Source organism: Amycolatopsis azurea DSM 43854 (assembly GCF_001995215.1).
Taxonomy (GTDB): domain Bacteria; phylum Actinomycetota; class Actinomycetes; order Mycobacteriales; family Pseudonocardiaceae; genus Amycolatopsis; species Amycolatopsis azurea.
The window spans coordinates 90321-114422 of the sequence record NZ_MUXN01000004.1 but is presented as its reverse complement, the minus strand read 5'-3'; the positions used below and the strand labels follow the sequence as shown (position 1 = coordinate 114422).

The following is a 24102-nucleotide window of genomic DNA, read 5'->3' as shown; positions in this document are numbered from 1 at the left end:
GGGTCCTTGGGTAATCCTCAGCCGAGACGGCGAAGCACCAAGCCGAAGACCCGGTCCACCGGAAAGTACCCCTGATGCCGCGAATCCGCGCTGAGCGTCCGGTTGTCGCCCAGCACCACCAGATGCCGCGGCGGCACGACCGCACCGGCCGCGACGAGGCCCGCAGCTTCCTCGGGGACCGTGTCCCCGCCGACCGCGACCACCCGTTTGACGGTCCGTCGCACCGGCGGCGAACCCGATCCGGGAGTCTCGAGCACGACGACGTCCCCCACCGCGAAGGCTTTGGGGCGTTGCCGCGCCAGTACCCGGTCGCCCTCGTGGAAAGTCGGCGTCATGCTGGAACCCGTCACGGCGATCACCGCCCAACGGCGCCTCACCCAGCGCAGCGCCATCAACCCGAAGGCCCCCGGGGCCAGCCATACCAGGACCTTCACGAGACCTCCTGAACGTATCCGTCGGCCTGCAACCGGAAAAGCCGCGAGTAGGTACCGCCCAGCGACACCAGTTCGTCGTGGCTGCCCAGCTCCGCGACCTGGCCGTCGACGAGCACGGCGATCCGGTCGGCTCCCCGGACGGACCCGAGCCGATGCGAGATGAGCACACTCGTGCGGCCGGCTCGATGCTCGGCGAGCGACGTGTGGATTTCGTGTTCGGCTTCGGCGTCGAGCCCCGACGTGGGCTCGTCCAGGATGAGCAGATCCCGCCGGTCCCGCAGGAACGCCCGCGCGAGCGCGACTCGCTGCCATTGCCCGCCCGAGAGCAGGACACCGGTTTCCGGATCGTCCTTGTCCTCTTCGCTGACGAAACTCCGGGAAAGAAGGGTCCGGTAGCCGCGAGGCAGATTCGCGAGCGTGTCGTGGATTCCCGCTCGCCCGGCCGCGGCCGTGAGCCGTTCGTCGGCGGGCCCCAGTTCGTCCGCGCCGTCGACGTCGCCGAGCGCGATGTTCTCCGCCGCGCTCATCTCGTAGGTCATGAAGTCCTGGAACACCGCGCCGAGCCTGCGCCGCACTTCGTCGACCGGCAGGTCGCGCAGGTCGACGCCGTCCCAGAGGACGGCTCCACGGGTGGGGTCGTAGAACCGGCACAACAGCTTCACCATCGTGCTCTTCCCTGCCCCGTTGTGCCCGACCAGCGCCATCGACCGTCCACAAGGGATGAACAGGTTCACCCCGCGCAGCACCCACGGATGCCCTGGCCCGTAGCGGAACCAGACATCGCGGAACTCGATTCCCCGCCGGAGCGGCGAAAGCGTTCCCGGTTCCGGCGGAACGGGGAGATCGGAGCCTTCCGCCGTCACGGCGCGGTAGTGCTCGAACAACAGCAGGGCGTTGTGCGCCGCGCCGATCCGGCCGACCAGTCCGGCGAGGGAACCTTGCACTCCCGCGACGGCCGCGGTGAAGACCGCGATGTCGCCGACCGTCAGCTGACCTCGCCCGGCGGCCAGCACCGCCCAGATCAGCCCGGCACCGGCGACGACGGCGCTGAGCGCGCTCAGCAGCCCCTGGACTCCCAACTCACGAAGATCGGCACGGCGTCGTCGCGTGTTGGCCTCGCGGAGTTCGGCCAGCATCCGGCCCCGGAACAGTCTGCTCAGCCCGAGCAACCGGATCTCCTTGGCGGCGTCGAGGCCGGTCATCAACTGCATGTAGAAGAATTCGCGCCGCTCCGTGGGGCTGAGACCGGTCAGCACCTGCGCGCGCCGCTTGCTCAGTTTCAGTTCCGTGATGAGCGTCGGGACCGCGGCGACCAGCACCACCGCGGTGACCGGGAGGCTGACCGCGGCCAGCGACACGAGGAACCCGACGGTGGTCAGCGCGGCCTGGACGCCGCCGACGACCGAATCCAGGATCACGCCGGGCCCGGAGTAGCTGTGCTGCTGGGCCAGGTGCAACCGGTCGCGGTAGGCGGGTTGTTCGAGGCGGGTCAGGCCGGCCAGCCGCCCAGTCGCGAGATACAGCCGGTCCTTGGTGAGCAGAGTGACCCGGCGGGCGAGCTCGGCCGACAGGTACCGCCCCGCCTCACCGAGCAAGGCGACCGACACTCCCGCCACCGCGAGACCGGCGGCGAGCATGGTCAGCTCGTCCAGGCTGACCTCGACGGCGACCACCCGATCGAGCACCAGCTTGGTCAACCACGCGACGATCACCGGCAGGACACCCGTCGCCACGCTGACCGCGAGACCGCCCAGCAGGATCAGCGGCGCGGCCGTCCAGGCGACGCCCAGCGCGACGGCGGCCGACCGCGGGCCCGGAGCGCTCACCTGACCGCCAGGCGCGTCAGCACTTCCGGCTGGAAACCGGCGGCCACGACCCGGCCACCGGGGCCGAGCATCGCCACCACAGGCGTTCCGCGCACCTCGAAGGCCTTGCTGACCACGCCTCCGACCGGCTCGACGACGACGCGCGCCACCGGCGCCAGCCGGGCGACGAATCCGGCCGCGCCATCGGGGTCTCCCTGGACCACGGCGAGAACGTGTTCCCGCGGATGGTCTTTCGCGTGCTCGACGAAGTCGGGAAGCTTTTCGACACACGTGTCGCACTCGACGGCGAAGAATCCCACGAGCGTCTGTCCGGTGAAGCCGGACCGCGAGACTTCGGCACCGTCGACGGTCCGCGCGGTGAAATCCGCGACCGAGTTCCCTTCGGACACCATCACCGGCCCCGCGGGAACGCGGTTCTCGAGCGCTTTGCCGATCAGCTCGGAGTGGGTGCGCAGCCGCTTGATCACCCCGAACGTCAACACCAGATCGAGCACGAGCAGAGCGCCGACCAGGACGAGAACGGCGATCAGGATCCCCATACCTACTCCTTGACGAGTTCCGGGACGTCCCGGAAAAGTTCCACGATGTCGTCGAAGCGCACGGCGACGAGACCGACGGCGAGACCGGCGCACAGCGCGACAGCCGTTCCCGGCAGATGTCCGTGCGGTGATTCGACCGACGAAGCCACCGAGCCGCTCAGCGCGATGCCCAGCAACAGGATGTTGCGCACCACCTGGGCCACGCCGAGCGGCGACGCGCTCGGACCGAAGCAGTGACACGGCGCGCGTTCTCCGCGCGACAACGACAGCACGATCGCCGCGGTGAACGCCACGAGAAGCGACGCCGCACCGGCGAAAGCCGGGAAGAGGACACTCCACCACCGGCCCACCGCACCGGCGATCAGCGCCGCCACGATGACGAATTCGGCCGCGACGACCATTCTCGCGACAATGACGCGTCGCGCGCGCGAAATCACCCCCAGTACTCCAGTGGACGCCACAAAGGAGCGAAATCTTTCGCCACCGAATTTACCGGTGACGGAGACAACGAATACGAGAGTCAGCGCGGCGGCGCAAGCGGTCGACAAGTACATGCGTTCCCCCCATACCGGGAAAGGGAAGACGGCGGCGTGAGCCGCCGCCTTCCGGCACACTTGTCAGCAGCGGGTGCTGACCTGGTAGCAAAGGCAGCTCACGCAGTCCTTGTAGAACTGCCAACGGCGACCGGCCTCGTCCGGCCAGCACCCGCAGTATTCGTGCGCCGCCGCCGGCACTTCGGGCACCATTCTGCCCAGCAGCCGATCACCGAGTTTCTGAACCAATTCAAGCATGACAAAGACCACCTTCCCCAGTTCCAGTGATTTTGACGTGCATCAGCGGAGAAATAGGCGAACAAAGGAGTTCGCGAAGACAGGCGCTAGCCCGAAGAAATCATTACTCCAACCCCCAGTTGGCCGGCCCCCACCGATTCGGTCACGATAGCCGGAGAGATACGGCAAGGCAACAGGCTGCGGACGCGCCACCCCTTTGCCGTACAGAAAGGGGTCGCCCCGGACCCGGTCCGGAGCGACCCCTTTCAGCGAGGGTTGAAACCCTTTACAAAACGCCTACTCGTAGATCTCGCCCTTCGCGGCCTTCTCGACCAGCGAAGCGGGCGGGGTGAAGTGGTCGCCGTAGCGCTCGGCCAGCTGACGAGCGCGGTCGACGAAGCCCTGCAGGCCACCCTCGTACTGGTTGATGTACTGGATGACACCACCGGTCCACGCGGGGAAGCCGATGCCGAAGATCGAGCCGATGTTGGCGTCGGCGACGGTGGTGAGCACACCCTCGTCGAAGCACTTCACGGTCTCGAGCGCCTCGGCGAACAGCATGCGCTCCTTGAGGTCCTCGAACGGGACCTCGGCGCTGCCCGACTTGAACGCGTCGCGCAGGCCCGGCCACAGACCGGTCCGCTTGCCCGCCTCGTCGTAGTCGTAGAAGCCCGAGCCGGTGGAGCGGCCCTTGCGGTCGAACTCCTCGACCATGCGATCGATGACGCCCTCGGACGCGTGCGCGTTCCAGGTGCCACCGGCCGCCTCGATCGCCTCGCGGGTCTCCTTGCGGATCTTGCGCGGCAGCGTCAGGGTCAGCTCGTCCATCAGCTGCAGCGGCGGGGCCGGGTACCCGGCCTGCGAACCGGCCTGCTCGATCGACGCGGGCTCGACACCCTCGCCCAGCGCGGCGACGGCCTCGTTGATGAACGTGCCGATGACGCGCGAGGTGAAGAAGCCGCGGCTGTCGTTGACGACGATCGGAGTCTTCTTGATCTGCAGCGTGTAGTCGAAGACCTTCGCCAGCGTGGCGGGCGAGGTCTTCTCACCGCAGATGATCTCGACCAGCGGCATCTTGTCCACCGGCGAGAAGAAGTGGATCCCGATGAAGTCCTCGGTCCGCTGCACGCCCTCGGCGAGCGAGGTGATCGGCAGCGTGGAGGTGTTGGAACCGAGCACCGCGTCGGGGTTGACGAAGCCTTCGATCTCCTGGAACACCTTGTGCTTCAGCTCGACGCTCTCGAAGACGGCCTCGATCACGAAGTCGACACCGGCGAAGTCCTCCGCCTTGTCGGTCGGCTTGATCTTCGCGAGCAGCGCGTCGGACTTCTCCTGCGTGGTCTTGCCGCGGGAGAGCGCCTTCTCCTCCAGCTTGACCGCGTAGCCCTTGCCCTTTTCGGCGCCTTCGAGGGTGACGTCCTTGAGCACGACGTCGATGCCGGCCTTCGCCGAGACGTACGCGATCGCGGCGCCCATCATGCCCGCGCCGATCACGCCGACCTTCTTGGCTGTGTACTTCTCGAAGCCCTCCGGCCGCGAACCGCCGGAGTTGATGCTCTGCAGGTCGAAGAAGAACGCCTTCGTCATGTTCTTCGAGACCTGGCCGGTGGCGAGGTGCACGAAGTAGCGGGTCTCGACGGTGATCGCGGTGTCGAAGTCGACCGTCGAACCCTCGATGGCCGCGGCCAGGATCGCCCGCGGGGCGGGCATGTTCGCGCCCTTGATCTGCTTGCGCAGGTTCGCCGGGAACGCGGGCAGGTTCGCCGCGAAGCTCGGGTTCGACGGGGTGCCGCCCGGGATCTTGTAGCCCTTGACGTCCCACGGCTGCACGCCGCCCTCGGGGTTGGCCTTGATCCACGCCTTCGCGGCCGGGACCAGTTCCTCGACGGTGCCGACGAGCTCGTGCACGAGGCCGAGTTCCTTGGCCTTGGCCGGGCGGTGCCGCTGTCCCTGGAGGAGCACGTTCAGCAGCGCGCTCTGGATGCCCAGCAGGCGCACGGTGCGGACCACGCCACCGCCGCCGGGGAGCAGGCCGAGGGTGACCTCGGGGAGACCGATCTGGCTGCCCTTGACGTCGGCCGCGATGCGGTGGTGCGTCGCGAGCGCGAGTTCGAGGCCGCCGCCGAGCGCGGCGCCGTTGATGGCGGCCACGACCGGCTTGCCCAGCTGCTCCAGCCGTCGCATCTGGCCCTTCATCAGGCCGCTGCTCTCGGTGATCTCGGCCGCGTTCTCCGGCTTGGCCTGGATCAGGTCGTTGAGGTCGCCGCCGGCGAAGAAGGTCTTCTTGGCGGAGGTCAGGACGACACCGGTGATGTTGTCCTTCTCCGCCTCCAGGCGATCCACGACCACGCCGAGCGACTCGCGGAAGTCGGCGTTCATCGTGTTGGCGGACTGCTTCGGGTCGTCCAGGGTGAGCACGACGATGCCGTCGGCGTCCTGCTCCCAGCGGATGGTCTTCGCTTCAGTCATTGTCTCTTCCTCAGACCCGCTCGATGATGGTCGCGACGCCCATGCCGCCGCCGATGCACAGGGTGACCAGGGCGCGGCGCGCCTGACGACGCTCCAGCTCGTCGACGACGGTGCCGACCAGCATCGCGCCGGTGGCGCCCAGCGGGTGCCCCATCGCGATGGCGCCGCCGTTGACGTTGACCTTCTCCTCGTCGAGGCGCAGGTCCTTGATCCACTTGAGGACGACCGAGGCGAAGGCCTCGTTCAGCTCCCACAGGTCGATGTCGTCCGGGGTGAGGCCGGCGATCTTGAGGACCTTCTCGGTGGCCGGGGTCGGGCCGGTGAGCATGATCGTGGGCTCGGAGCCGACGGTCGCGGTGGCCACGATGCGGGCGCGCGGGGTCAGGCCGAAGTCCTTGCCGATCTGCTCGTTGCCGACCAGGACGACGGCGGCGCCGTCGACGATGCCGGACGAGTTGCCGCCGGTGTGGACGTGGTTGATCTTCTCGACCGAGTGGTACTTCTGGAGCGCGACGGCGTCGAAGCCGCCCAGCTCACCGATACCGGCGAAGGCGGGCTTGAGCTTGCCGAGGCCCTCGACGGTGCTGCCCGGGCGACGGTGCTCGTCGTGGTCGAGGATCGTGACGCCGTTGATGTCCTTCACCGGGACGACGGACTTCGCGAAGTAGCCGCCGGACCAGGCCGCTTCGGCCTTCTCCTGCGAGCGCACGGCCCACGCGTCGACGTCCTCGCGGGAGAAGCCCTCGATGGTCGCGATCAGGTCGGCGCCGGTGCCCTGCGGGACGATGTAGTTGTCGTACGCGGTGGCGGGGTCCATGAACAGCGCGCCGCCGTCGGAGCCCATCGGCACGCGCGACATCGACTCGACGCCGCCGGCGATGATCAGCTGGTCCCAGCCGGAGCGCACCTTCTGCGCGGCGGTGTTGGTGGCTTCGAGGCCGGAGGCGCAGAAGCGGTTCAGCTGTACGCCGGCGACGGATTCGGGAAGGCCCGCGTTCAAGGCCGCGGTGCGCGCGATCACGGCGCCCTGCTCGCCGACCGGGGACACGACGCCGAGGACGATGTCGTCGATCACGGCGGGGTCGAGGTTCGGGTGCCGGACCTTCAGTTCCTCGATGAGGCCGACCACGAGATCGACCGGCTTGGTGCCGTGGAGGGCACCGCCCTTGTTCTTGCCGCGAGGCGTACGGATCGCCTCGTAGATGTAGGCCTCGCTACTCACAGAAAAACTCCTCCGCAGTACGGCGCTGTCTCAGAGATGCACACAGCCGGATCGTACCGGCCAGTAGCCATGCTAATGGCCATTAACATAAACCGCGATAACCCCATGGTGTCAATGGGTTGCGATGCACGCAACCGGCGCTATCGTGTGTTCACCTATGGATCACCCGACCGAGCGTTCCCCGCGACCGCGCGACCGCAAGGCCCAGCTGGCCGGCCTCGCCGCGGAGCTGTTTCGCGCCCGCGGGTTCCACGGCGTCGGCATCAACGACATCGCCGCCGCCGCCGGGATCACCGGGCCCGCGCTCTACCGGCATTTCGCGGACAAGCAGGCGGTGCTGTCCTACGTCGTGCTGTCCGGCATCGACGACATGGAGACCGCCACCACCGAGGCGCTCGCCGACGTCGACCTTCCGGTTCCCGCCCAGGTCAAGGCCCTGTTGGGCACCCTCGCCGCGCAGGCCGTGGAGCGGCGCGAGGTCGCCGCGCTGTGGCGCTGGGAGGGCAGGCATCTGCCCCGGGAAGGCCGCCGGGAGATCCGCCGCCGGTCCGGCGCGGTGCTCGAAGCGTGGTCCAAAGCGCTGCTCGCGCTGCGTCCCGAACTCACCCCCGACGATGCCGAGCTGCTGTGCTGGGCGGGGCTGAGCGTCTTCGGCAGCGTGTCCGTCCATCACACATCCGTGGCGAAGAAGCGCTTCGCACAGATCCTCGTGCAGCTGGCGGAGTCGGTGCTGCATGTCACACTGCCCAAGCCCACGGAGCCCGCCGAAGAGGCGCCGTCGATCGCGCTCGGCGAGCCGTCCCGCCGCGAGCAGATCCTCGCGGCCGCGACCGAGCTGTTCGGGCAACGCGGCTTCCGCGCGGTGAGCATGGAGGAGATCGGCGCGGCGGCCGGGATCGCCGGGCCGAGTGTGTACCGGCACTTCCCCAGCAAGGCCGCGCTGATGGTGGCGATCGGGCACCGCGCGGCCGACAGGCTGGCACTCGCCGCGGAACGCGCGTTGCGCGCCGACGACGAACGCGACGCGCTGCGCAGGCTGGCGGCGTCCTACGTGCACACGCTGCTCCACACGCCCGAGCTGCTGGTGTCCTTCTCCGGCAGCCCCATGGAACTGCCGGAACGTGACAAGGCGGACCTCATCCGGGTCCAGCGGGACTACGTCGCGCGCTGGATCGCGCTGGCCTCCGAGGTCCGCCCGGAACTGAGCCTGCGCGAAGTGAAGATCACCGTGCACGCGGCGCTGACCATCGCGAACGACCTCGCGCGCACCCGGCGGGTCAACGGCCGCCCGAACATCGAGGCCGAGCTGACGGCGCTGATGCACGCGGTCCTGAAAGTCAGCTTCTAGCAAACTCGCGTGTCCCGCAAAGACGAGCGGTGCACGATGTGCGCGTGCCCACGAAACGCGGCCTGCATCTGGTGACCCGGGAAGAAGACCACAAGGTCACCACGCTGGAGCTCTTCTTCGACCTGGTCTTCGTCTACGCCATCACCCAGACCACTCAGCTGATGGCCGATCACCTCACCCCGCTCGGCATCGGGCAGGGGGTGGCCATGATCGCCGTGCTGTGGTGGTGCTGGTGTGCCTACGCCTGGCTGGCCAACACCCTGCACGTCGACCGCGGCATCGCCCAGCTGGCGATGTTCGCCGCGATGGGGACGATGTTCCTGGTCTCGCTGACGATCCCGGAGGCGTTCACCGACCTGCCCGGCGGCCTGTACGCGCCGCTGATGTTCGTCGGCTGCTACTTCGTCGTGCGGCTGCTGCACCTGACCGCGTATTTCGGCGCCGCCCGGACGGATCCGGAGCTGCGCAAGGTCGTCCTGAAGATGTTCGTCGGGCTGCTGCCGAGCGTCGCGCTGCTGACCGCCGCGGCCTTCTTCTCCGGCTGGGTCCAGCTCGGCATCTGGGCGGTCGCGATGCTGGCCGACTACGTCAACGTCTTCCGGACCCGGTCCTCGGACTGGCGGCTGCACCAGCCCGGACACTTCGCCGAGCGGTTCGGGCTGATCGTGATCATCGCGCTCGGCGAGTCGATCGTGGCGATCGGCATCGGGATCAGCTCGTACCCGATGTCGTGGCCGATCACGCTGGCCGCCGTCTTCGGGCTGGTGCTGGCGTCGGCGATGTGGTGGATGTACTTCGCCGTCGTCGCGCATGTCTCCGAGCACAACCTGAAGCGCGCGGAGGGCGTGGAGCGGGTGCAGATCGGGACGGACACGTACACGTTCCTTCACCTCCCGCTCATCGCCGGGATCGTGCTCGTGGCGCTCGGTCTGAAGAAGTCGCTGCTCTACGTTTCCGACACCGAACACCACAGCCTCTCCGACGGCCTGCACGGGACGCCGATCTGGGCGCTGACCGGCGGGCTCGCGCTCTACCTGATCGCGTTGAGCGGGCTGCGGCGGCGGAACCTGGGCGCATGGAACGTCCAGCGGCTGGTGCTCGCGGTGCTCCTGCTGGCCGCGACGCCGTTGCTGGAGCTGGTGCCGGCGATCGTGCTGGTCGGCGTCGTGGCGACGGCGGCGGTGGGCCTGGTGCTGTTCGAGAGGACGCGACTGGCGAAGCAGCCGGCGGCGCCCGTCCAGTGACCGAACGGTGCAGGTGGTCGTGAGTGGTAAGTGTCGTTCTAACCCCACTTACCACTCACGACCACCGCGCCCCACCACCCACCGCGGCCTCGTCGCTCTCTGGCCCGAAAGCTGATCCGGCGTGAGTAATCCGGTCCTGCCCGACCGCCCGAATCACTCACCGGCGTGACGTTCGCCTCCCCCATGGTGGCGGATCCGCCCGAGGGGAGTTAACCTACTCGTGAGTAGGTAAGCGAGGCAGGGAGACTCACCGTGGGTGCGCCTAGGAAACGAGACGCGATGGGCCTTGGCCTGTCCGCGCTCACCCGGCTGGCCGGGAGCAAGGTCATTGAACGGGCCGGACTTCGGAAGCCCGTGCAGAACCTGGTCAGTGCCGGGACGCGCAACGGCTTCCGGGTCGCGGGCGCGGCGGGACGGACGTTCAAATCCGCCCAGAAGCTGGGCAAGCCCGCGCGGCTCGCGCCGACCGAGGACACCGGGCTGTTCGACCTCACCCCGAGTGAGGACCAGCAGCTCATCGTCGAGACCGTGACGGAGTTCGCGGCCGAGCAGCTGCGGCCCGCCGCGGCCGACGCCGACGCCAAGCTCCAGGCCCCCGAAGGCCTGTTGAGCCGCGCCGCCGAACTCGGCATCACGCTCGTCGGCATCCCCGAGGAGCTGGGCGGGGTCGGCACCGAACGGTCGGTCGTCACGAACGCGCTGGTCGCCGAGGCCCTCGCGCACGGCGACCTCGGGCTGGCCGTCGCGGTGCTCGCGCCGTCCGCGGTCAGCACCGCGCTGGTGGCCTACGGCGACGAGCAGCAGCAGGCGGACTACCTGCCCGCGTTCGTCGGCGAGAACGTCCCGGCCGCGGCGCTCGCGCTCCAGGAGCGCACGGCGTTGTTCGATCCGTTCAAGCCCGCCACCAAGGCCCGCCGCACGCCGAAGGGCTACCAGCTCGACGGTGTGAAGTCGCTGGTCCCGCGTGCCGCGGACGCCGAACTGTTCATCGTGTCGGCCGACCTGGAGGGCCGCGGCCCGGCGCTGTTCCTCGTGGAGTCGTCGAACTCCGGCGTCACCATCGAGACCGAACCGGCGATGGGCCTGCGCGGCGCGGCGACCGGGAAACTGCACCTGGAGAAGGTCGCCCTGCCCGCCGGGGCGCTGCTCGGCGGCGGCAAGGCCGAGGTCTTCACCGAGGTCGTCCGGCTCTCGCGGCTCGGCTGGGCCGCCCTGGCCGCCGGTACCGCGAAGGCCGTCCTCGACTACGTGGTGCCCTACGTCAACGAGCGCAAGGCGTTCGGCGAACCGGTGAGCCACCGGCAGGCCGTCGCGTTCTCGGTGGCCGACATCGCCATCGAACTGGAAGGACTGCGGCTGGTCGCGCTGCGCGCCGCCGCCCGCGCCGAACAGGGCAAGCCGTACGCCCGCGAGGTCGCGCTGGCCCGGAAACTGGCCGCCGACAAGGGAATGCAGATCGGCAGCGCCGGGGTGCAGCTGCTCGGCGGACACGGGTTCGTCAAGGAGCACCCGGTCGAGCGCTGGTACCGCGACCTCCGTGCGATCGGCGTCATGGAAGGCGCCGTCCTTCTCTAGGACTTTCGAAAGGCAATCATGATCAACCTTGAGGTTCCGAAGAAGGCCGGCACCCTGATCAACCAGGCGTACCAGGCCGCGGCCGAGGTGTTCCGGCCGATCTCGCGCAAGTACGACCGCGCCGAGCACACCTACCCGGCCGAACTCGACATGTTCGCCGCGCTGCTGGACGGGCTGAACTCCTCCGGCGAGGGCGGCGCGGGCGCGGCGGGCGTCCGCCGGTCCGAGAAGAACGAGAAACCGGGCAACCGCAACGGCTCCAACCTCAACATCGTGCTCGGCACGATCGAGATGTGCTGGGGCGACGTCGGACTGCTGCTGTCCATGCCGCGGCAAGGGCTCGGCAACGCCGCCATCGGCTCGGTCGCCACCGACGAACAGCTCAAGAAGTTCTCCGGGCTGTGGGCCGCGATGGCGATCACCGAACCGGACTGCGGCTCGGACTCGGCCGCGATCACCGCCACCGCGCGCCTGGACGGCGACGAGTACGTGATCAACGGCGAGAAGATCTTCGTGACCGCGGGCGAACGCGCCGACGCCGTCGTCGTCTGGGCCACCCTGGACAAGACGAAGGGCCGCGCGGCGATCAAGTCCTTCGTCGTCGAGAAGGGCACGCCGGGCTTCGAGGTGGTGCGCGTCGAGCACAAACTCGGCATCCGCGCCTCCGACACCGCCGTGCTGCGCTTCGAGAACGTCCGCGTGCCCAAGGAGAACCTCCTCGGCACGCCGGAGATCGACACCGCCAAGGGTTTCGCCGGGGTCATGCAGACCTTCGACAACACCCGTCCGCTGGTCGCCGCGATGGCCATCGGCGTCGCCCGCGCGGCGCTGGAGGAGACCCGGAAGATCCTGACCGGCGCCGGGGTGACCATCGACTACGACAAGCCGGTCCACAGCCAGCACGCGGCGGCCGCCACCTTCCTCCAGCTGGAAGCCGACTACGAATCGGCGTACCTGCTGACCATGGAATCGGCGTGGATGGCCGACAACCGCAAGCCGAACTCGCTCCAGGCGTCGATGGCCAAGGCGAAGGCGGGCCGGTCGGTCGTCGAGATCACGCTGAAATGCGTCGAGCTGGCCGGAACCTTGGGCTACACCGAGGAATCGCTGCTGGAGAAGTGGAGCCGGGACGCGAAGATCCTGGACATCTTCGAGGGCACGCAACAGATCCAGCAGCTCATCGTGGCGCGCCGGATCCTGGGCAAGACGTCGGCCGAGCTCAAGTAGCGCCGAAGTGCCGCGAAGGGGCCCGTGCAGCTGCACGGGCCCCTTTTTTGTTTATTCCCAACAGAATGACAACACCATCAAGTGAACCGCCGCGGCGGCCGAACAGAGGTACTCTCTAGCCTTCCCAGCCCGCGAAGGCCGGAGTCGCGATGAGACTCGCCGCTCGACAGCTCTCCCCTGTCGCATACTGGTGCCTCGTCGTCCTCGGCGTCACGGTCTGCTACTTCGCGGCGGCCCAGATCGGCATCCAATGGGCGATCGTGCGCGACCAGATCTCGCCGCTGTGGCCCGCGGCGGGCGTCGCACTGGCGGTGCCGATGCTGCTGGGGCCGAGGTTCTGGCCGGGCATCTTCCTCGGTGCCCTCTTGACGAACATCGCCCTCGGGCCTTCGCTGGTCACGGTCCTGGTGATCTCCGCGGGGAACACGATCGGCCCGATGCTGGCCTACGCGGTGATGCGGCGGGCGGGCTTCCGCAACCAGCTCGACCGGCTTCCCGACGCCGTCTTCCTGGTGGCGGCCGGGGCGGCCGGGGGCACGGCCGTCAGTGCCGTGCTGGGCACCGGCGCGCTGGTCCTCGACGGCGCGTTGGGCACGGGCGACTTCTGGGCCACGGCGCTCGTGTGGTGGACCGGCGACGCGATGGGCGTCCTGACGATCACGCCCCTGCTGCTCCTGGCGCCGAGGTTCCGCCTGCCGACCCGCGTTCCCCTCGCCCGTTGGGCCGAGGCGGTGGCGCTGACGGTCTGCGGCCTCGGCACCGCGGTCCTCGCGTCCACCACCACGTCCAAGCTGTTCCTGGTCTTCCCTGTGCTCGTCTGGGCGGCTTTGCGCTTCCGCCAGGCCGGGGCCATGCTGTGCTCGTTGTGCGTCTGCGCGTTCACGATCTTCGCCGCCGTGCACGGGATCGGCCCCTACGGTTCCTACGAGCTGGCCACCCGGATGCTGCACGTCCAGGCCTTCGACGCCACCGTCGGGATGACGGCGCTGGCGTTGTCGACGATCGTCCTGCAGCGCGACCGCGCGACCGCCGAAATCACCGACGCCTGGCGCCAGATCACCGAAATGGTGGACATGATCGCGCCACGCCAGTCACTCCGCAGCGCCATGACTCAGCGCGAAGACGACGAACTCGCCGGCTGAGGCTCAGGCGGCCTGTGCGTCGAGGAAGCGGTCGAGGTGACGCCACGTGGTCTCGCGCGCCTTCCGGCCGGTGAGGACGCCCAGGTGACCGCCGGGCGCGGTCTCGAAGGTCACCGACGGTGCGTTGTCCAGCAGGCCGGTGAGCCGTTCGACGGCCGCGCGCGGGGCGATCGTGTCGTTCTGCCCGGCGATGACCAGGGTGGGCACCTTGACGCCGGACAGCGCGATGTTGCGCCCGTTGAGGTCGACCGTGCCCTCGGCGAGGTCGTTGGCGCGGAAGAACCGGTGGTAGATCTGGCCGAACGTGCGCCCGGGGTAGGCGATCATGTTGTCCATGAAGTGGTCGACGGCCTCGATCTGCGCCAGATAGTCCCGGTCATCGAGATTCTTCAGGATCGCGAGGGGTTTGGTGATCTCCTTGCTGATCCCGGTCGCGCGGAAGACGCGGCTGACCAAATAGGACGGTGCGCCGCCGAGCACGCGGTAGATCGGGGTCAGCAGGTGGCCGCCGGTGAGGTCCACCAGCGGGCGGAACGGGGCGATCAGCGGGATCGCGGTGAAGTCGAAGGGCGACGCGATGGTCGCGACCGACTCGATCGGCAGATCGGGCTGGTCGGCGGTGGTCAGCAGGGAGAAGATCCCGCCGAGGCACCAGGCGATGATGTGCACGCCCTGGCCGCCGGAGTCCTCGCTGACCTTGCGGATCGCGCGCGGGAGCACCTCTTCGATCCAGTGCTCGATGCCGAGGCGCCGGTCGGAGAAGGCGACGTTCCCGTAGTCGACCAGGTAGGTGTTGCGGCCGCCGTCGACCAGGTGCTCGGCGAGGCTGCAGCCGCGGCGCAGGTCGAAGCACAGCGCGGGCGCGGCCAGCGGCGGCACCAGCAGCACCGGCGGCCCGTCCACCGGCTTCCCGTTGGTGCGAAGCCGGTAGACCGACCGGTTGGGGCCCTGGTCGATCAGGACGCGCGGAACCGGGCGGAGATCGGCGACACCACCGTGCAGCACCTTCCCGACGACGTTCGACGCGGCGGCGGCGAGCCGTGCCGGGGGTGTGGCCATGGTGTGCCTCCTGGGGAATCAACGCGGTAAGACGTAATCTTGCCGGTTGGGGGCGCACGACTCAACACCGCCACGGTCCTGGGTCGTCCATTTCGGACAGTGGCTAGGCCGTACGAGTTAAGAACCGGCGTCCTTTTCCGCGGCCGGGGCACTGCGCGCGGCCCGCGATTCGTACTCCGCGCGAGCACTGGAATGCGTTGCGGAGGACAGAATCTTGTCGCCGCCGAGCGCACGGATCAGCCCTTCTCCGAGACGACGCGGAAGCAGTCGTGTGATCCTGCCCATGGCGTCCAGCGATGCGGGAACGAAGACGTCGAACTTGGGACGGCGCAACGCATCGACAATGGCCTGCGCCACATCTTCGGGCTGCACCGACTTGAAGAATTTCGCCTCGCCGAGCCCGCTGGCCAGTTCCGTGCGCACCACGGCGGGCATCACGCAGGACACCAGCACGCCGGTCCCGTGCAATTCCAGATGCACCGATTCCGACAAACCGACGACGGCGTGCTTCGTGGCGCAGTAGGTGGCGGCGCCGGGGAAGCCTGCCTTTCCCGCCATCGAGGCGATGTTGACGATGTGGCCGGTGCCACGCGGGCGCATCCGCTTCACGGCTTCCCTGGTGCCGTGGATGACCGCGTGCAGGTTGATCTCCAGCAGCCTGCGGGTCGCCGCGTCGTCCTCTTCGTCGAGCGGCGCGAGCGGCATGATGCCCGCGTTGTTGATCAGCACGTCGATCGGACCGACACGCCGCTCGACCTCGTCGAGGAACTCGGTGAAGCCCTTCGTGTCGGTGACGTCGAGCGGCAGCGCCTCCGCGCCCAGCTCGGCCGCGGTCTTCTCCGCGAGGACCTGGTCGAGGTCGCCGATGACCACCTTCGCGCCGAGCCGGGACAGCGCCGTCGCGGTACTGGCGCCGATGCCCTGCGCCGCTCCGGTGATCACGACGACCTTGCCTGCCAGGGAACGTTCACGCTTGGCCATGGGGCTCCTCTGTGACTTCGCTGTCCGGGGCACTGTTGGCGATGTGTCAACTATGGTGCACCCGAAGCCGCGAGGACGCCAGCCCTACGGCCGCTGCTCGAACACCTGCCCGATCCAGCCCTTGACGTCGAACCGCTCCGTCGGCTTGAAACCCTGGCTTTCGTAGTAACGCTGCAGGTCGCCGTCGCCGCCGGCCCAGCAGTCGACCCGCACCAGCCCGATACCGCGTTCCCGCGCCTCGGCCAGCGCGAACTCGATGAGCCGCGAGCCGACCCGGTGCCCGGTGAACCGGCGCGAGGTCAGCAGCAGACCAAGGTAGATCTCGGGCTCGTCGACCGGCGAGACGTGCGGGAAGCGGTCACCGAGGACGATCGCCCCGGCCGCCTCGCCGCCGATCTCGGCGATGTACAGGCCCGGCCCGTCGGCCATCCCACGGACCCGCTCGACCCGCTTCGGGATCGTGGACCACGGCTCGGTCCCCCACTGGCCCGCACTGCCGCGGCCGGCCAGCCACGCGACGACCTCGTCGAACATGTCCAGCAGCGTTTGAAAGTCCCCAGAACCACCCTGGCGGATGATGAAATCGCTCATGCTTCCGTTCTACAACATGGCGAGGATGCGCTGCGGTGGCGTAGTGGGTCAGCGTGGTCGTGAGTGGTAAGTGTCGTTCTAGCGGACCTTTATTTGCCTACCTGCTGGGTCCGTCGCGTCGTCTAACACTGGACGTGGACGACGCGGCCTTTGACCAAGCCCGGCGCAGGTTGCGAAAGCCACTTTCGCAACGTTGAAGGTTGCGAAAGTGGCTTTCGCATCACGAGCACCCCAACCCAGCGGTCCCGGCGGCATCGAGCGTCGCGAAAGCCACTTTCGAGACACCAGACGTCCTGAAAGTGGCTTTCGCGACACGCCGCAGTGAGCCCTCTGAAGTACCCCGGCCGCCGGACCAGCGCGACCCGACACCTCCCTCGCCAGGTGGGTCGGGTGGGTCGTGAGTAGTAAGTCGCGTTAGAACGACACTTACCACTCACGACCACCTGTACCGAAGCGGCACCGGCGCCCCGTCACGTCCGCGGCTGTCAGGCGACGCCGAGGTGCCGTGAGATCAGCATCCGCTGGACTTCCGAGGTCCCCTCCCCGATCTCCAGGATCTTCGCGTCCCGGTAGAAGCGGCTCACGGGGAACTCGTTCATGAAGCCGTACCCGCCGAAGATCTGTGTCGCGTCCCGCGAGTTGTCCATGGCGGCGTTCGACGCGACGAGCTTCGCGATCGACGCCTCCTTCTTGAACGGCTCGCCGCGCAGCATCTTCGACGCCGCCGCGTAGTACGCCAGCCGCGCGGTGTGCGTGCGCACCTCCATGTCGGCGATCTTGAACTGGATCGCCTGGTACTCGCCGATCTTGTGCCCGAACGCCTCGCGTTCCTTCACGTACTTCAGGCATTCGTCGACACAGCCCTGCGCGAGCCCGACGCTCAGCGCGGCGATCGCGACCCGGCCTTCGTCCAAAATGGACAGGAACTGGGCGTAGCCGCGGCCGCGTTCGCCGACCAGGTTCTCGGCGGGGACGCGGACGTCGTCGAACGAGAGCTCGTGCGTGTCCGAGCAGTTCCAGCCGACCTTGGAGTACTTCGGCGCCACGGCGAAGCCCGGCGTGCCGGACGGGACGATGATCGCCGAGATCTCCTTGCGCCCGTTCTCCTTCACGTCGGTGACGGCGGTGACCGTGACCAGTTTCGTGATGTCGGTGCCGGAGTTGGTGATGAACGACTTGCTGCCGTTGATCACCCAGGTGTCGCCGTCCAGTTTCGCGCGCGTGCGGGTGGCGCCCGCGTCCGAACCGCCGCCGGGTTCGGTGAGCCCGAACGCGCCGAGCGCGGTGCCGGCGCACAACTCGGGAAGCCACTTCTCCTTCTGTTCCTCGGTGCCGAACCGGTAGATCGGCATGGCACCGAGGGAAACCCCGGCTTCGACGGTGATCGCGACCGAGGAGTCGACGCGCGCCAGTTCCTCCAGCGTCAGGCACAGCGCGAAGTAGTCGCCGCCCATGCCGCCGTACTCCTCGGGGAAGGGCAGGCCGAACAGGCCCATGTCGGCCATCTTCGCGACGATCTCGTACGGGAACTCCTCCCGCTCGTACAGGTCGCCGATGACCGGGGCGACCTCGGAGCGCGCGAACTCCTCGACCGTCTTGCGCAGCGCCTCGTACTCGTCATCCAGCCGAAAGTCGATCATGAGTCATCCTTTTGGGGTGTCACCACGGCTACCGTCTCGTCCAGCGCGACCTGTTGGCCCGCCCGGACGGGGAGTTCGCTGACCACGCCGTCGATCGGCGCGGTGATCGTGTGCTCCATCTTCATCGCCTCGACGACCACGAGCGGCGTCCCGGCGCTCACGACGTCGCCCGCGGCGACCTTGACCACGAGCACCGTCCCGGGCATCGGACTGGTCACCGGCCCGGCGCCGCCCGCGGCACCGGCGGCCGACCGCAGCCTTTCGCGCTCACCGATCGCGAAACTGTGCCCGTCACGCGCGAGCCAGACGGTCCTCCCGCTCCCGGCCGCGTGCCGGTAGCGGTGGAAACCGGTGGGATGCCGGACTTCCAGCAGATCGCCCTCGCGCCGCGCGGAAACCCGGACGGCTTCGGTGCCGTCGACGCTTACGAGCGCGTTCGCCGGGGTGCCCTGCACCCGCACCACGGCTTCGGAAGTCCCCGACTTCAGGGCGAAGTCGATGCCGCCGGACGCGCCGAGCCGCCAGCCGTCGGGAACGTCCCATGGATCGACGACGGATCCCTGCGGTTGCAGGGAAAGCAGCCTGTCGAGCGCGGCGGCCACGAAGAACTCCGGCGGCACCACGTCGGAGACCAAAGTGGACAGTCGCCGGTCGACGAGGCCGGTTTCGAGCTTGCCGTCGCGGACGTCGTCGTCGGCGAGCAGCCCGCGCAGGAAGGCGACGTTCGTGCCGAGGCCGAGCAACGCGGTGTCCGCGAGCGCCAGATCGAGCCGGTGCAGCGCGGCCGCGCGGTCCGGCCCCCAGGCGATGACCTTGGCCAGCATCGGGTCGTAGTTCGAGCCGATGACCGCGCCCTCGCTCATCCACGAGTCGACGCGGACACCTTCGCCCGCCGGTTCGTGGACCGCGAGCACGGTCCCGCCCGTCGGGATGAATCCGCGAGCGGGGTCTTCGGCGTAGACGCGGGCTTCGACGGCGTGGCCGTCCAGCCGGACGTCGTCCTGCGACACGGTGAGCACGTCCCCCGCGGCGATCTTGACCTGCCACTCGACGAGATCGAGCCCGGTCACCAGTTCGGTCACCGGATGCTCGACCTGGAGACGCGTGTTCATCTCCATGAAGAAGAACTCGTCCGGCGCCTTGGCCGACACGATGAACTCGACCGTCCCCGCGCCGACATAACCCACCGAGCGCGCGGCCTCGACGGCGGACGCGCCCATCTTGGCGCGCGTGGCTTCGTCGAGGAGAACGGACGGCGCCTCTTCGATGATCTTCTGGTGCCGCCGCTGCAGGCTGCATTCGCGTTCGCCGAGGTGGATCACGTTGCCGTGGGTGTCGGCGAGCACCTGGATCTCGATGTGCCGCGGCGTCGTGACGAACCGCTCCATGAGCAGCGTGTCGTCACCGAAGGAACCCTTGGCCTCGCGACGGGCGGACTCGACGGCGGCGTCCAATTCGGACAGTTCGTTGACCAGCCGCATACCCTTCCCGCCGCCACCGGCGGACGGCTTGAGCAGCAGCGGGAACCCGACCTTCACCGCGGCGTCGGCGAACCCGCCTTCAGGAATGTCCACATCGGACGCTCCCGGCACGACGGGGACCCCGGCCGACGACACCGTCGCCTTGGCGCGGATCTTGTCGCCCATGGCGTCGATCGCGTCGACCGGCGGGCCGATGAAGACCAGCCCGGCCTCGGCGCAGGCGCGGGCGAATTCCGCGTTCTCCGCGAGGAATCCGTAGCCGGGGTGGACCGCCTGCGCGCCCGTGTCGAGCGCGGCCTGCACGATCGCGGGAATGGACAGATAGCTTTTCGCCGCCTCGGCGGGGCCGATGCGGACAGCCGTATGCGCCTCGCGGACGTGCCGCGCGTCGGCGTCCGCGTCGCTGTACACCGCGACCGATCGGATGCCGAGCCCTTGCAGCGAACGGATCACCCGGACGGCGATCTCGCCGCGGTTGGCGACCAGAACCGTGTCGAACATGCTCACATCCTGAAGACGCCGTAGTTGACATCGGACAACGGCGCGTTGGCCGCCGCGGACAGCGCGAGGCCGAGCACCGTGCGGGTGTCCGCCGGGTCGATCACGCCGTCGTCCCAGAGCCGCGCCGTCGAGTAGTACGGGCTGCCCTGCGCCTCGTACTGATCGCGGATCGGCTCCTTGAAGGTCTCTTCGTCCTCCGCGGACCATTCGCCGCCGCGGGACTCGATGGCGTCACGCCGCACGGTCGACAGCACCGAAGCGGCCTGCTCGCCGCCCATCACCGAGATCCGCGCGTTCGGCCACATCCACAGGAAGCGCGGCGAGTACGCGCGGCCGCACATCGAGTAGTTGCCCGCGCCGAACGAGCCGCCGATGACGACGGTCAGCTTCGGCACGCGGGCGCAGGCCACCGCGGTGACCATCTTCGCGCCGTGCTTGGCGATGCCGCCGGCCTCGTAGGCGCGGCCGACCATGAAGCCGGTGATGTTCTGCAGGAACAGCAGCGGGATCGAGCGTTTGTCGCACAGCTCGATGAAGTGCGCGCCCTTCATCGCGGACTCGGCGAACAGGACGCCGTTGTTCGCGATGATGCCGACGGGGTGGCCGTGGATCCGGGCGAACCCGGTGACCAGCGTCGAGCCGTACTCCTTCTTGAACTCGCCGAACCGGCTGCCGTCGACGATCCGGGCGATGACCTCGCGGACGTCGTAGGGCACGCGCGGATCGGTCGGGACGACGCCGTACAGCTCGTTCGGGTCGGCGACGGGTGCCTCGGTCGGGAGGACGTCCCACGGGCGCGGCGTGCGCGGCCCCAAAGTGGACACGATCGAGCGAACGATGCGCAGGGCGTCCGCGTCGTCTTCGGCCAGATGGTCGGTGACGCCGGACTGGCGCGAGTGGACGTCGCCGCCGCCGAGTTCTTCGGCCGTGACGACCTCGCCGGTCGCGGCCTTCACCAGCGGCGGGCCGCCGAGGAAGATCGTGCCCTGATTGCGCACGATGACCGCTTCGTCGCTCATCGCCGGGACGTACGCGCCGCCCGCCGTGCAGGATCCGAGCACCGCGGCGATCTGCGGGATGCCGCGCGCGGACATCGTGGCCTGGTTGTAGAAGATCCGGCCGAAGTGTTCACGATCCGGGAAGACCTCGTCCTGCCTCGGCAGGAACGCGCCGCCGGAGTCCACCAGGTAGACGCACGGCAGGTTGTTGTGCAGCGCGACCTCTTGGGCGCGCAGGTGCTTCTTGACCGTCATCGGGTAGTAGGTGCCGCCCTTGACCGTCGCGTCGTTGGCGACGATCACGCATTCGCGGCCGGAGACCCGCCCGATCCCGGTGATGATCCCGGCCGACGGCGCCTCGTCGTCGTACAGTCCGGTGGCGGCCAGCGGGGACAGCTCCAGGAACGGCGAACCCGGGTCGAGGAGGGTGTCGACCCGGTCGCGTGGCAGGAGTTTCCCCCGTTCGACGTGCCGGGTGCGGGACTTCTCCGGGCCGCCGAGCCGGGCGGCGGCGAGACGTTTGCGCAGGTCCTCGACCAGCTCCGCGTGGGAGGTGACGCTGCGGGCGTACTCGTCGCCGCCTGGGTCGGCGGAAGTGCTCAGTACGGGTGTGTCCATGGCTCCTCGTCGCCAAGTTAGCCGTCGTTAACTCGTGCCGTCAGGTTAACGTCCACTAACCTCGCTTGTCCACCTGGCCCGGAGGCTGAAGGACGCCATACCCGCATGTGACGCGACAAAGGGGCCCTTCACCGCGCGATATGCAGTGAAGGGCCCCTTCAGCCCTCGCGGTGAAGCTCAGCCGATCGCGGAGACCAGCGTGTTGTAGTAGCCGCCGCGCTGACCGGCGGCGGTCGGGTGGTACGAGTTCACGATCGGCCAGGTGAGGCTGTGCAGGTAGTCGTCGGCCGACGAGCAGATGTTGTGCCCGGTGAAGGCACTCCGCACGTCGACGAACTTCGCGCCGTTCGCGGACGCGCGGGCCGAGAGCACCGACGCCAGCGCGTCGGAACCCGAGTTGATCGCCGAGCGCTTGGTGTCGCTCAGCCCGACCGAGCACGAACCCGGCACCGTGTAGAAGCGCGGGTAGCCGAGGACGACCAGCTTCGCGCTGGGCGCCTTCGCCTTGATCTTGGCGTAAACGTTGTTCAGCAGCCCGGGAAGCGTGTTGTTCACGTAGGTCTTCGCGGTGTTGACCCGGTTGATGCAGGTCTGGTCGCTGCCGGTGGTGCAGGTGGTCATGACGTCGGCGAAACCGGCGTCGTTGCCGCCGACCGAGACCGTCACCAGCGTGGCGCTGGAGGTGACGTTCGCGATCTGGTTCAAGACGTCGCCGGTGCGCGCCCCCGAGCACGCGACGAACTTGAACGTGGTCCCGGCGTGGGCGTTGGCCCACAGCTGGGGGTAGGAGTTGGTACTGCGCATGCAATCGCCCGAGTTCCCGTAGCTGCCGGCACCGACGCCGGACGAGTACGAGTCACCGAGCGCCACGTAGTTGGTCGCCGCCTGGGCGGTGCCCGCGAGACCGAGGGTGGCCAGGACGGCGACCCCCAGTGCCGCACCTAAACGAGTGAAGGAAAGTGCTTTGATCCGAGCAGGGACGGACATGGTCACTCCTTTGTGACAAGTTAACGAGAGACAGCATTACCAGGTGGTAGGCCAACACAACAGGGTCATTTCCCCAGGTAACCCGCTTGGCTCAGGCTGGAAGTACGGCCACGTGTTAGCGCTCGCTAACACGCGGCCTTAATATGGCCAGATGCCGGCGAACCCCACCCCACTCGTGAACGGCGAGAAGGCGAACAGGCGCGAACAGATCATGGCCGCCGCCGCCGAGCTCTTCGCCCACCACGGATTCCACGGCGTCGGCATCGACGACATCGGCGCTGCCGTCGGGATCTCCGGCCCGGCGCTGTACCGGCATTTCCGCAGCAAGGACGCCATCCTCGGCGAGATGCTCAACTCGATCAGCCGCTATCTCCTCGACGGCGGGACAGCCAGGGCGAGCCAGCGGGACGAGCCGGGTGAGGTTCTCGAAGCACTGGTGAATTTTCACGTGGACTTCGCGCTCGCGCATCCCGCGCTGATCACCGTTCAAGAGCGCAACCTCGCCAATCTCACCGACAGTGACCGCAAACAGGTCCGCGCCATGCAGCGCCAGTACGTCGAGGTCTGGGTGCGCGCGATCAGCGACGCCGTCCCCGGGATCGGCGAGCGGCAGGCGCGTTCGGCGGCGCACGCGGTCTTCGGGTTGATCAACTCGACGCCGTACAACCGCCATCTCGGTGACAGCGAACTGACCGAAATGCTCTGTCGCCTCGCGCTGGGTGCACTGCACGCCGCCAAGTGACCACGTCCGGGTTTCGGCCTATCCCCACTTTTCCGTCCTCTGGTGTTTGATAGGCACGTGGAGCCGGACAGGAGCGAGTACGAGCGGAGGCTCGTCGAAAAGGCGCAGCGTGCGCTCGTGGCGATCAGCCTCGGGGAGGACGCCGAGGCGCTCGACGAGCTCACGCCGACCGCCGTCGAGCCCCGGGCCCGCTCCGAAGAGACCAAAGAGCTCGTGATGATGCTCTTCGGCGAATGCAGTGCCATGGTGTCGACCCTCGGTGACGGCGGCAGTGCCCCGGTCAAGGTGCAGGTGTTCGACGAGGACGGTGAAGAGGTCTCGATCGACCAGGCGGACCCTCCGGTGCGGACCGCCGTGCGCACGCTGCTGGCCGAGGTGCACGGCAACAGCGAGGCCGCGCAGGAGCAGGTCGAGATCGCGCTCGCCAACGCCGCTCCGGACGAGGTGGACAGCCTGGTGCTGCAGGCGCTGAGGTGGACGATCCGGCTGTCGGCGGAATGCCTGGACCGGGACCTGCCTGTGGCGCCCTGGATCTCGGACGCCGTCGCGGACTAGGCGCTGTCCTGCGGGCGCCGGGTGTCAGCGAATCGGGAGCCGGTCGGGTTCCCAATGTCGCATCAGGGACGCTCAGTGTCCCCAATGCGACATTGGGGACACTGAGCGACGGCGACTGGGCAAGCGATCCGGCGGGAACGCGTTGTGAAAGCT

At 68.5% G+C, this 24102-nt stretch carries 21 protein-coding genes; 7 read left to right on the top strand and 14 right to left on the bottom strand.

What is annotated here, in order from left to right; genetic code table 11:
* Positions 1 to 17 precede the first annotated feature (17 nt).
* The 7 genes from B0293_RS06950 to B0293_RS06925 form a co-directional block, all read right to left on the bottom strand.
* Positions 18 to 434, bottom strand: coding sequence for a S26 family signal peptidase (locus B0293_RS06950; RefSeq protein ID WP_005150600.1), 417 nt, complete (start codon positions 432 to 434; stop codon positions 18 to 20).
* Positions 431 to 2260 carry an ABC transporter ATP-binding protein gene (locus B0293_RS06945; protein WP_005150602.1) on the bottom strand — a complete coding sequence of 610 codons (1830 nt, stop codon included), beginning with the start codon at positions 2258 to 2260 and terminating at the stop codon, positions 431 to 433. Before B0293_RS06945 ends, B0293_RS06950 begins: the two co-directional genes overlap by 4 nt.
* The gene (locus B0293_RS06940; protein ID WP_005150604.1) at positions 2257 to 2799 is read right to left on the bottom strand and encodes a TlpA family protein disulfide reductase; all 543 of its coding nucleotides are present in this window, start codon (positions 2797 to 2799) and stop codon (positions 2257 to 2259) included. The genes B0293_RS06945 and B0293_RS06940 overlap by 4 nt, the downstream gene beginning before the upstream one ends.
* 2 nt (positions 2800 to 2801) lie before the next feature.
* Entirely contained in the window at positions 2802 to 3353 is a 552-nt protein-coding gene (locus tag B0293_RS06935) for a MauE/DoxX family redox-associated membrane protein (protein ID WP_342364824.1), read from the bottom strand.
* Between the two features lie 63 nt (positions 3354 to 3416).
* Entirely contained in the window at positions 3417 to 3590 is a 174-nt protein-coding gene (locus tag B0293_RS43495) for a hypothetical protein (RefSeq protein WP_005150608.1), read from the bottom strand.
* A 276-nt stretch (positions 3591 to 3866) separates the two neighbouring features.
* A complete protein-coding gene (locus B0293_RS06930; protein WP_005150610.1) occupies positions 3867 to 6038 on the bottom strand; it encodes a 3-hydroxyacyl-CoA dehydrogenase NAD-binding domain-containing protein in 2172 nt (723 codons plus the stop codon).
* A gap of 10 nt (positions 6039 to 6048) precedes the next feature.
* Positions 6049 to 7260 (bottom strand): acetyl-CoA C-acetyltransferase, encoded by a 1212-nt coding sequence (locus B0293_RS06925; RefSeq protein WP_005150611.1) that lies wholly within the window; start codon positions 7258 to 7260, stop codon positions 6049 to 6051.
* Positions 7261 to 7417: 157 nt separating this feature from the next.
* On the opposite strand from B0293_RS06925, the gene B0293_RS06920 reads away from it, so the two are divergent.
* From B0293_RS06920 to B0293_RS06900, 5 genes are all read left to right on the top strand, one after another.
* Entirely contained in the window at positions 7418 to 8608 is a 1191-nt protein-coding gene (locus B0293_RS06920; protein WP_005150621.1) for a TetR/AcrR family transcriptional regulator, read from the top strand.
* 38 nt (positions 8609 to 8646) lie between these two features.
* Complete coding sequence (locus tag B0293_RS06915) at positions 8647 to 9852, top strand: low temperature requirement protein A (protein WP_005150625.1); 1206 nt, start codon at positions 8647 to 8649, stop codon at positions 9850 to 9852.
* Between the two features lie 279 nt (positions 9853 to 10131).
* Positions 10132 to 11427, top strand: a complete 1296-nt coding sequence (locus B0293_RS06910) for an acyl-CoA dehydrogenase family protein (RefSeq protein ID WP_005150626.1) — start codon at positions 10132 to 10134, stop codon at positions 11425 to 11427.
* A gap of 18 nt (positions 11428 to 11445) precedes the next feature.
* Positions 11446 to 12654 carry an acyl-CoA dehydrogenase family protein gene (locus B0293_RS06905; RefSeq protein ID WP_005150627.1) on the top strand — a complete coding sequence of 403 codons (1209 nt, stop codon included), beginning with the start codon at positions 11446 to 11448 and terminating at the stop codon, positions 12652 to 12654.
* Positions 12655 to 12803: 149 nt separating this feature from the next.
* Positions 12804 to 13796 carry an MASE1 domain-containing protein gene (locus B0293_RS06900; protein WP_005150628.1) on the top strand — a complete coding sequence of 331 codons (993 nt, stop codon included), beginning with the start codon at positions 12804 to 12806 and terminating at the stop codon, positions 13794 to 13796.
* Positions 13797 to 13799: 3 nt separating this feature from the next.
* Here B0293_RS06900 and B0293_RS06895 read toward each other — a convergent pair whose 3' ends face one another.
* The 7 genes from B0293_RS06895 to B0293_RS06865 form a co-directional block, all read right to left on the bottom strand.
* Positions 13800 to 14855: an alpha/beta fold hydrolase gene (locus B0293_RS06895; RefSeq protein ID WP_005150629.1), complete on the bottom strand. Its 1056-nt coding sequence runs from the start codon at positions 14853 to 14855 to the stop codon at positions 13800 to 13802.
* A gap of 117 nt (positions 14856 to 14972) precedes the next feature.
* Positions 14973 to 15836, bottom strand: a complete 864-nt coding sequence (locus B0293_RS06890) for an SDR family oxidoreductase (protein WP_005150630.1) — start codon at positions 15834 to 15836, stop codon at positions 14973 to 14975.
* 84 nt (positions 15837 to 15920) lie between these two features.
* Complete coding sequence (locus tag B0293_RS06885) at positions 15921 to 16427, bottom strand: GNAT family N-acetyltransferase (protein WP_005150632.1); 507 nt, start codon at positions 16425 to 16427, stop codon at positions 15921 to 15923.
* 485 nt (positions 16428 to 16912) lie between these two features.
* Entirely contained in the window at positions 16913 to 18067 is a 1155-nt protein-coding gene (locus B0293_RS06880; RefSeq protein ID WP_005150634.1) for an acyl-CoA dehydrogenase family protein, read from the bottom strand.
* Entirely contained in the window at positions 18064 to 20049 is a 1986-nt protein-coding gene (locus B0293_RS06875; protein ID WP_005150636.1) for an ATP-binding protein, read from the bottom strand. The genes B0293_RS06880 and B0293_RS06875 overlap by 4 nt, the downstream gene beginning before the upstream one ends.
* Before the next feature lie 2 nt (positions 20050 to 20051).
* Entirely contained in the window at positions 20052 to 21665 is a 1614-nt protein-coding gene (locus B0293_RS06870) for a carboxyl transferase domain-containing protein (protein WP_005150639.1), read from the bottom strand.
* A gap of 177 nt (positions 21666 to 21842) precedes the next feature.
* On the bottom strand, positions 21843 to 22652 hold the full coding sequence (locus tag B0293_RS06865) for an SGNH/GDSL hydrolase family protein (RefSeq protein WP_005150641.1): 810 nt from the start codon (positions 22650 to 22652) through the stop codon (positions 21843 to 21845).
* Positions 22653 to 22803: 151 nt separating this feature from the next.
* Here B0293_RS06865 and B0293_RS06860 point away from each other — a divergent pair, with 151 nt between their 5' ends.
* The gene (locus B0293_RS06860) at positions 22804 to 23394 is read left to right on the top strand and encodes an SACE_7040 family transcriptional regulator (RefSeq protein ID WP_039915253.1); all 591 of its coding nucleotides are present in this window, start codon (positions 22804 to 22806) and stop codon (positions 23392 to 23394) included.
* 57 nt (positions 23395 to 23451) lie between these two features.
* Positions 23452 to 23949 carry a hypothetical protein gene (locus B0293_RS06855; protein ID WP_005150645.1) on the top strand — a complete coding sequence of 166 codons (498 nt, stop codon included), beginning with the start codon at positions 23452 to 23454 and terminating at the stop codon, positions 23947 to 23949.
* The last annotated feature ends 153 nt before the right edge of the window (positions 23950 to 24102 follow it).

Bases quoted from the DNA above. Each gene is read 5' to 3' on its own strand.
- B0293_RS06860 (WP_039915253.1), top strand. From the start codon at position 22,804: ATGCCGGCGAACCCCACCCCACTCGTGAACGGCGAGAAGGCGAACAGG.
- B0293_RS06935 (WP_342364824.1), bottom strand. From the start codon at position 3,353: ATGTACTTGTCGACCGCTTGCGCCGCCGCGCTGACTCTCGTATTCGTT.
- B0293_RS06940 (WP_005150604.1), bottom strand. From the start codon at position 2,799: ATGGGGATCCTGATCGCCGTTCTCGTCCTGGTCGGCGCTCTGCTCGTG.
- B0293_RS06865 (WP_005150641.1), bottom strand. From the start codon at position 22,652: ATGTCCGTCCCTGCTCGGATCAAAGCACTTTCCTTCACTCGTTTAGGT.
- B0293_RS06880 (WP_005150634.1), bottom strand. From the start codon at position 18,067: ATGATCGACTTTCGGCTGGATGACGAGTACGAGGCGCTGCGCAAGACG.
- B0293_RS06905 (WP_005150627.1), top strand. From the start codon at position 11,446: ATGATCAACCTTGAGGTTCCGAAGAAGGCCGGCACCCTGATCAACCAG.
- B0293_RS06890 (WP_005150630.1), bottom strand. From the start codon at position 15,836: ATGGCCAAGCGTGAACGTTCCCTGGCAGGCAAGGTCGTCGTGATCACC.
- B0293_RS06910 (WP_005150626.1), top strand. From the start codon at position 10,132: ATGGGCCTTGGCCTGTCCGCGCTCACCCGGCTGGCCGGGAGCAAGGTC.
- B0293_RS06895 (WP_005150629.1), bottom strand. From the start codon at position 14,855: ATGGCCACACCCCCGGCACGGCTCGCCGCCGCCGCGTCGAACGTCGTC.
- B0293_RS06900 (WP_005150628.1), top strand. From the start codon at position 12,804: ATGAGACTCGCCGCTCGACAGCTCTCCCCTGTCGCATACTGGTGCCTC.
- B0293_RS06885 (WP_005150632.1), bottom strand. From the start codon at position 16,427: ATGAGCGATTTCATCATCCGCCAGGGTGGTTCTGGGGACTTTCAAACG.
- B0293_RS06870 (WP_005150639.1), bottom strand. From the start codon at position 21,665: ATGGACACACCCGTACTGAGCACTTCCGCCGACCCAGGCGGCGACGAG.
- B0293_RS06920 (WP_005150621.1), top strand. From the start codon at position 7,418: ATGGATCACCCGACCGAGCGTTCCCCGCGACCGCGCGACCGCAAGGCC.
- B0293_RS06875 (WP_005150636.1), bottom strand. From the start codon at position 20,049: ATGTTCGACACGGTTCTGGTCGCCAACCGCGGCGAGATCGCCGTCCGG.
- B0293_RS43495 (WP_005150608.1), bottom strand. From the start codon at position 3,590: ATGCTTGAATTGGTTCAGAAACTCGGTGATCGGCTGCTGGGCAGAATG.
- B0293_RS06930 (WP_005150610.1), bottom strand. From the start codon at position 6,038: ATGACTGAAGCGAAGACCATCCGCTGGGAGCAGGACGCCGACGGCATC.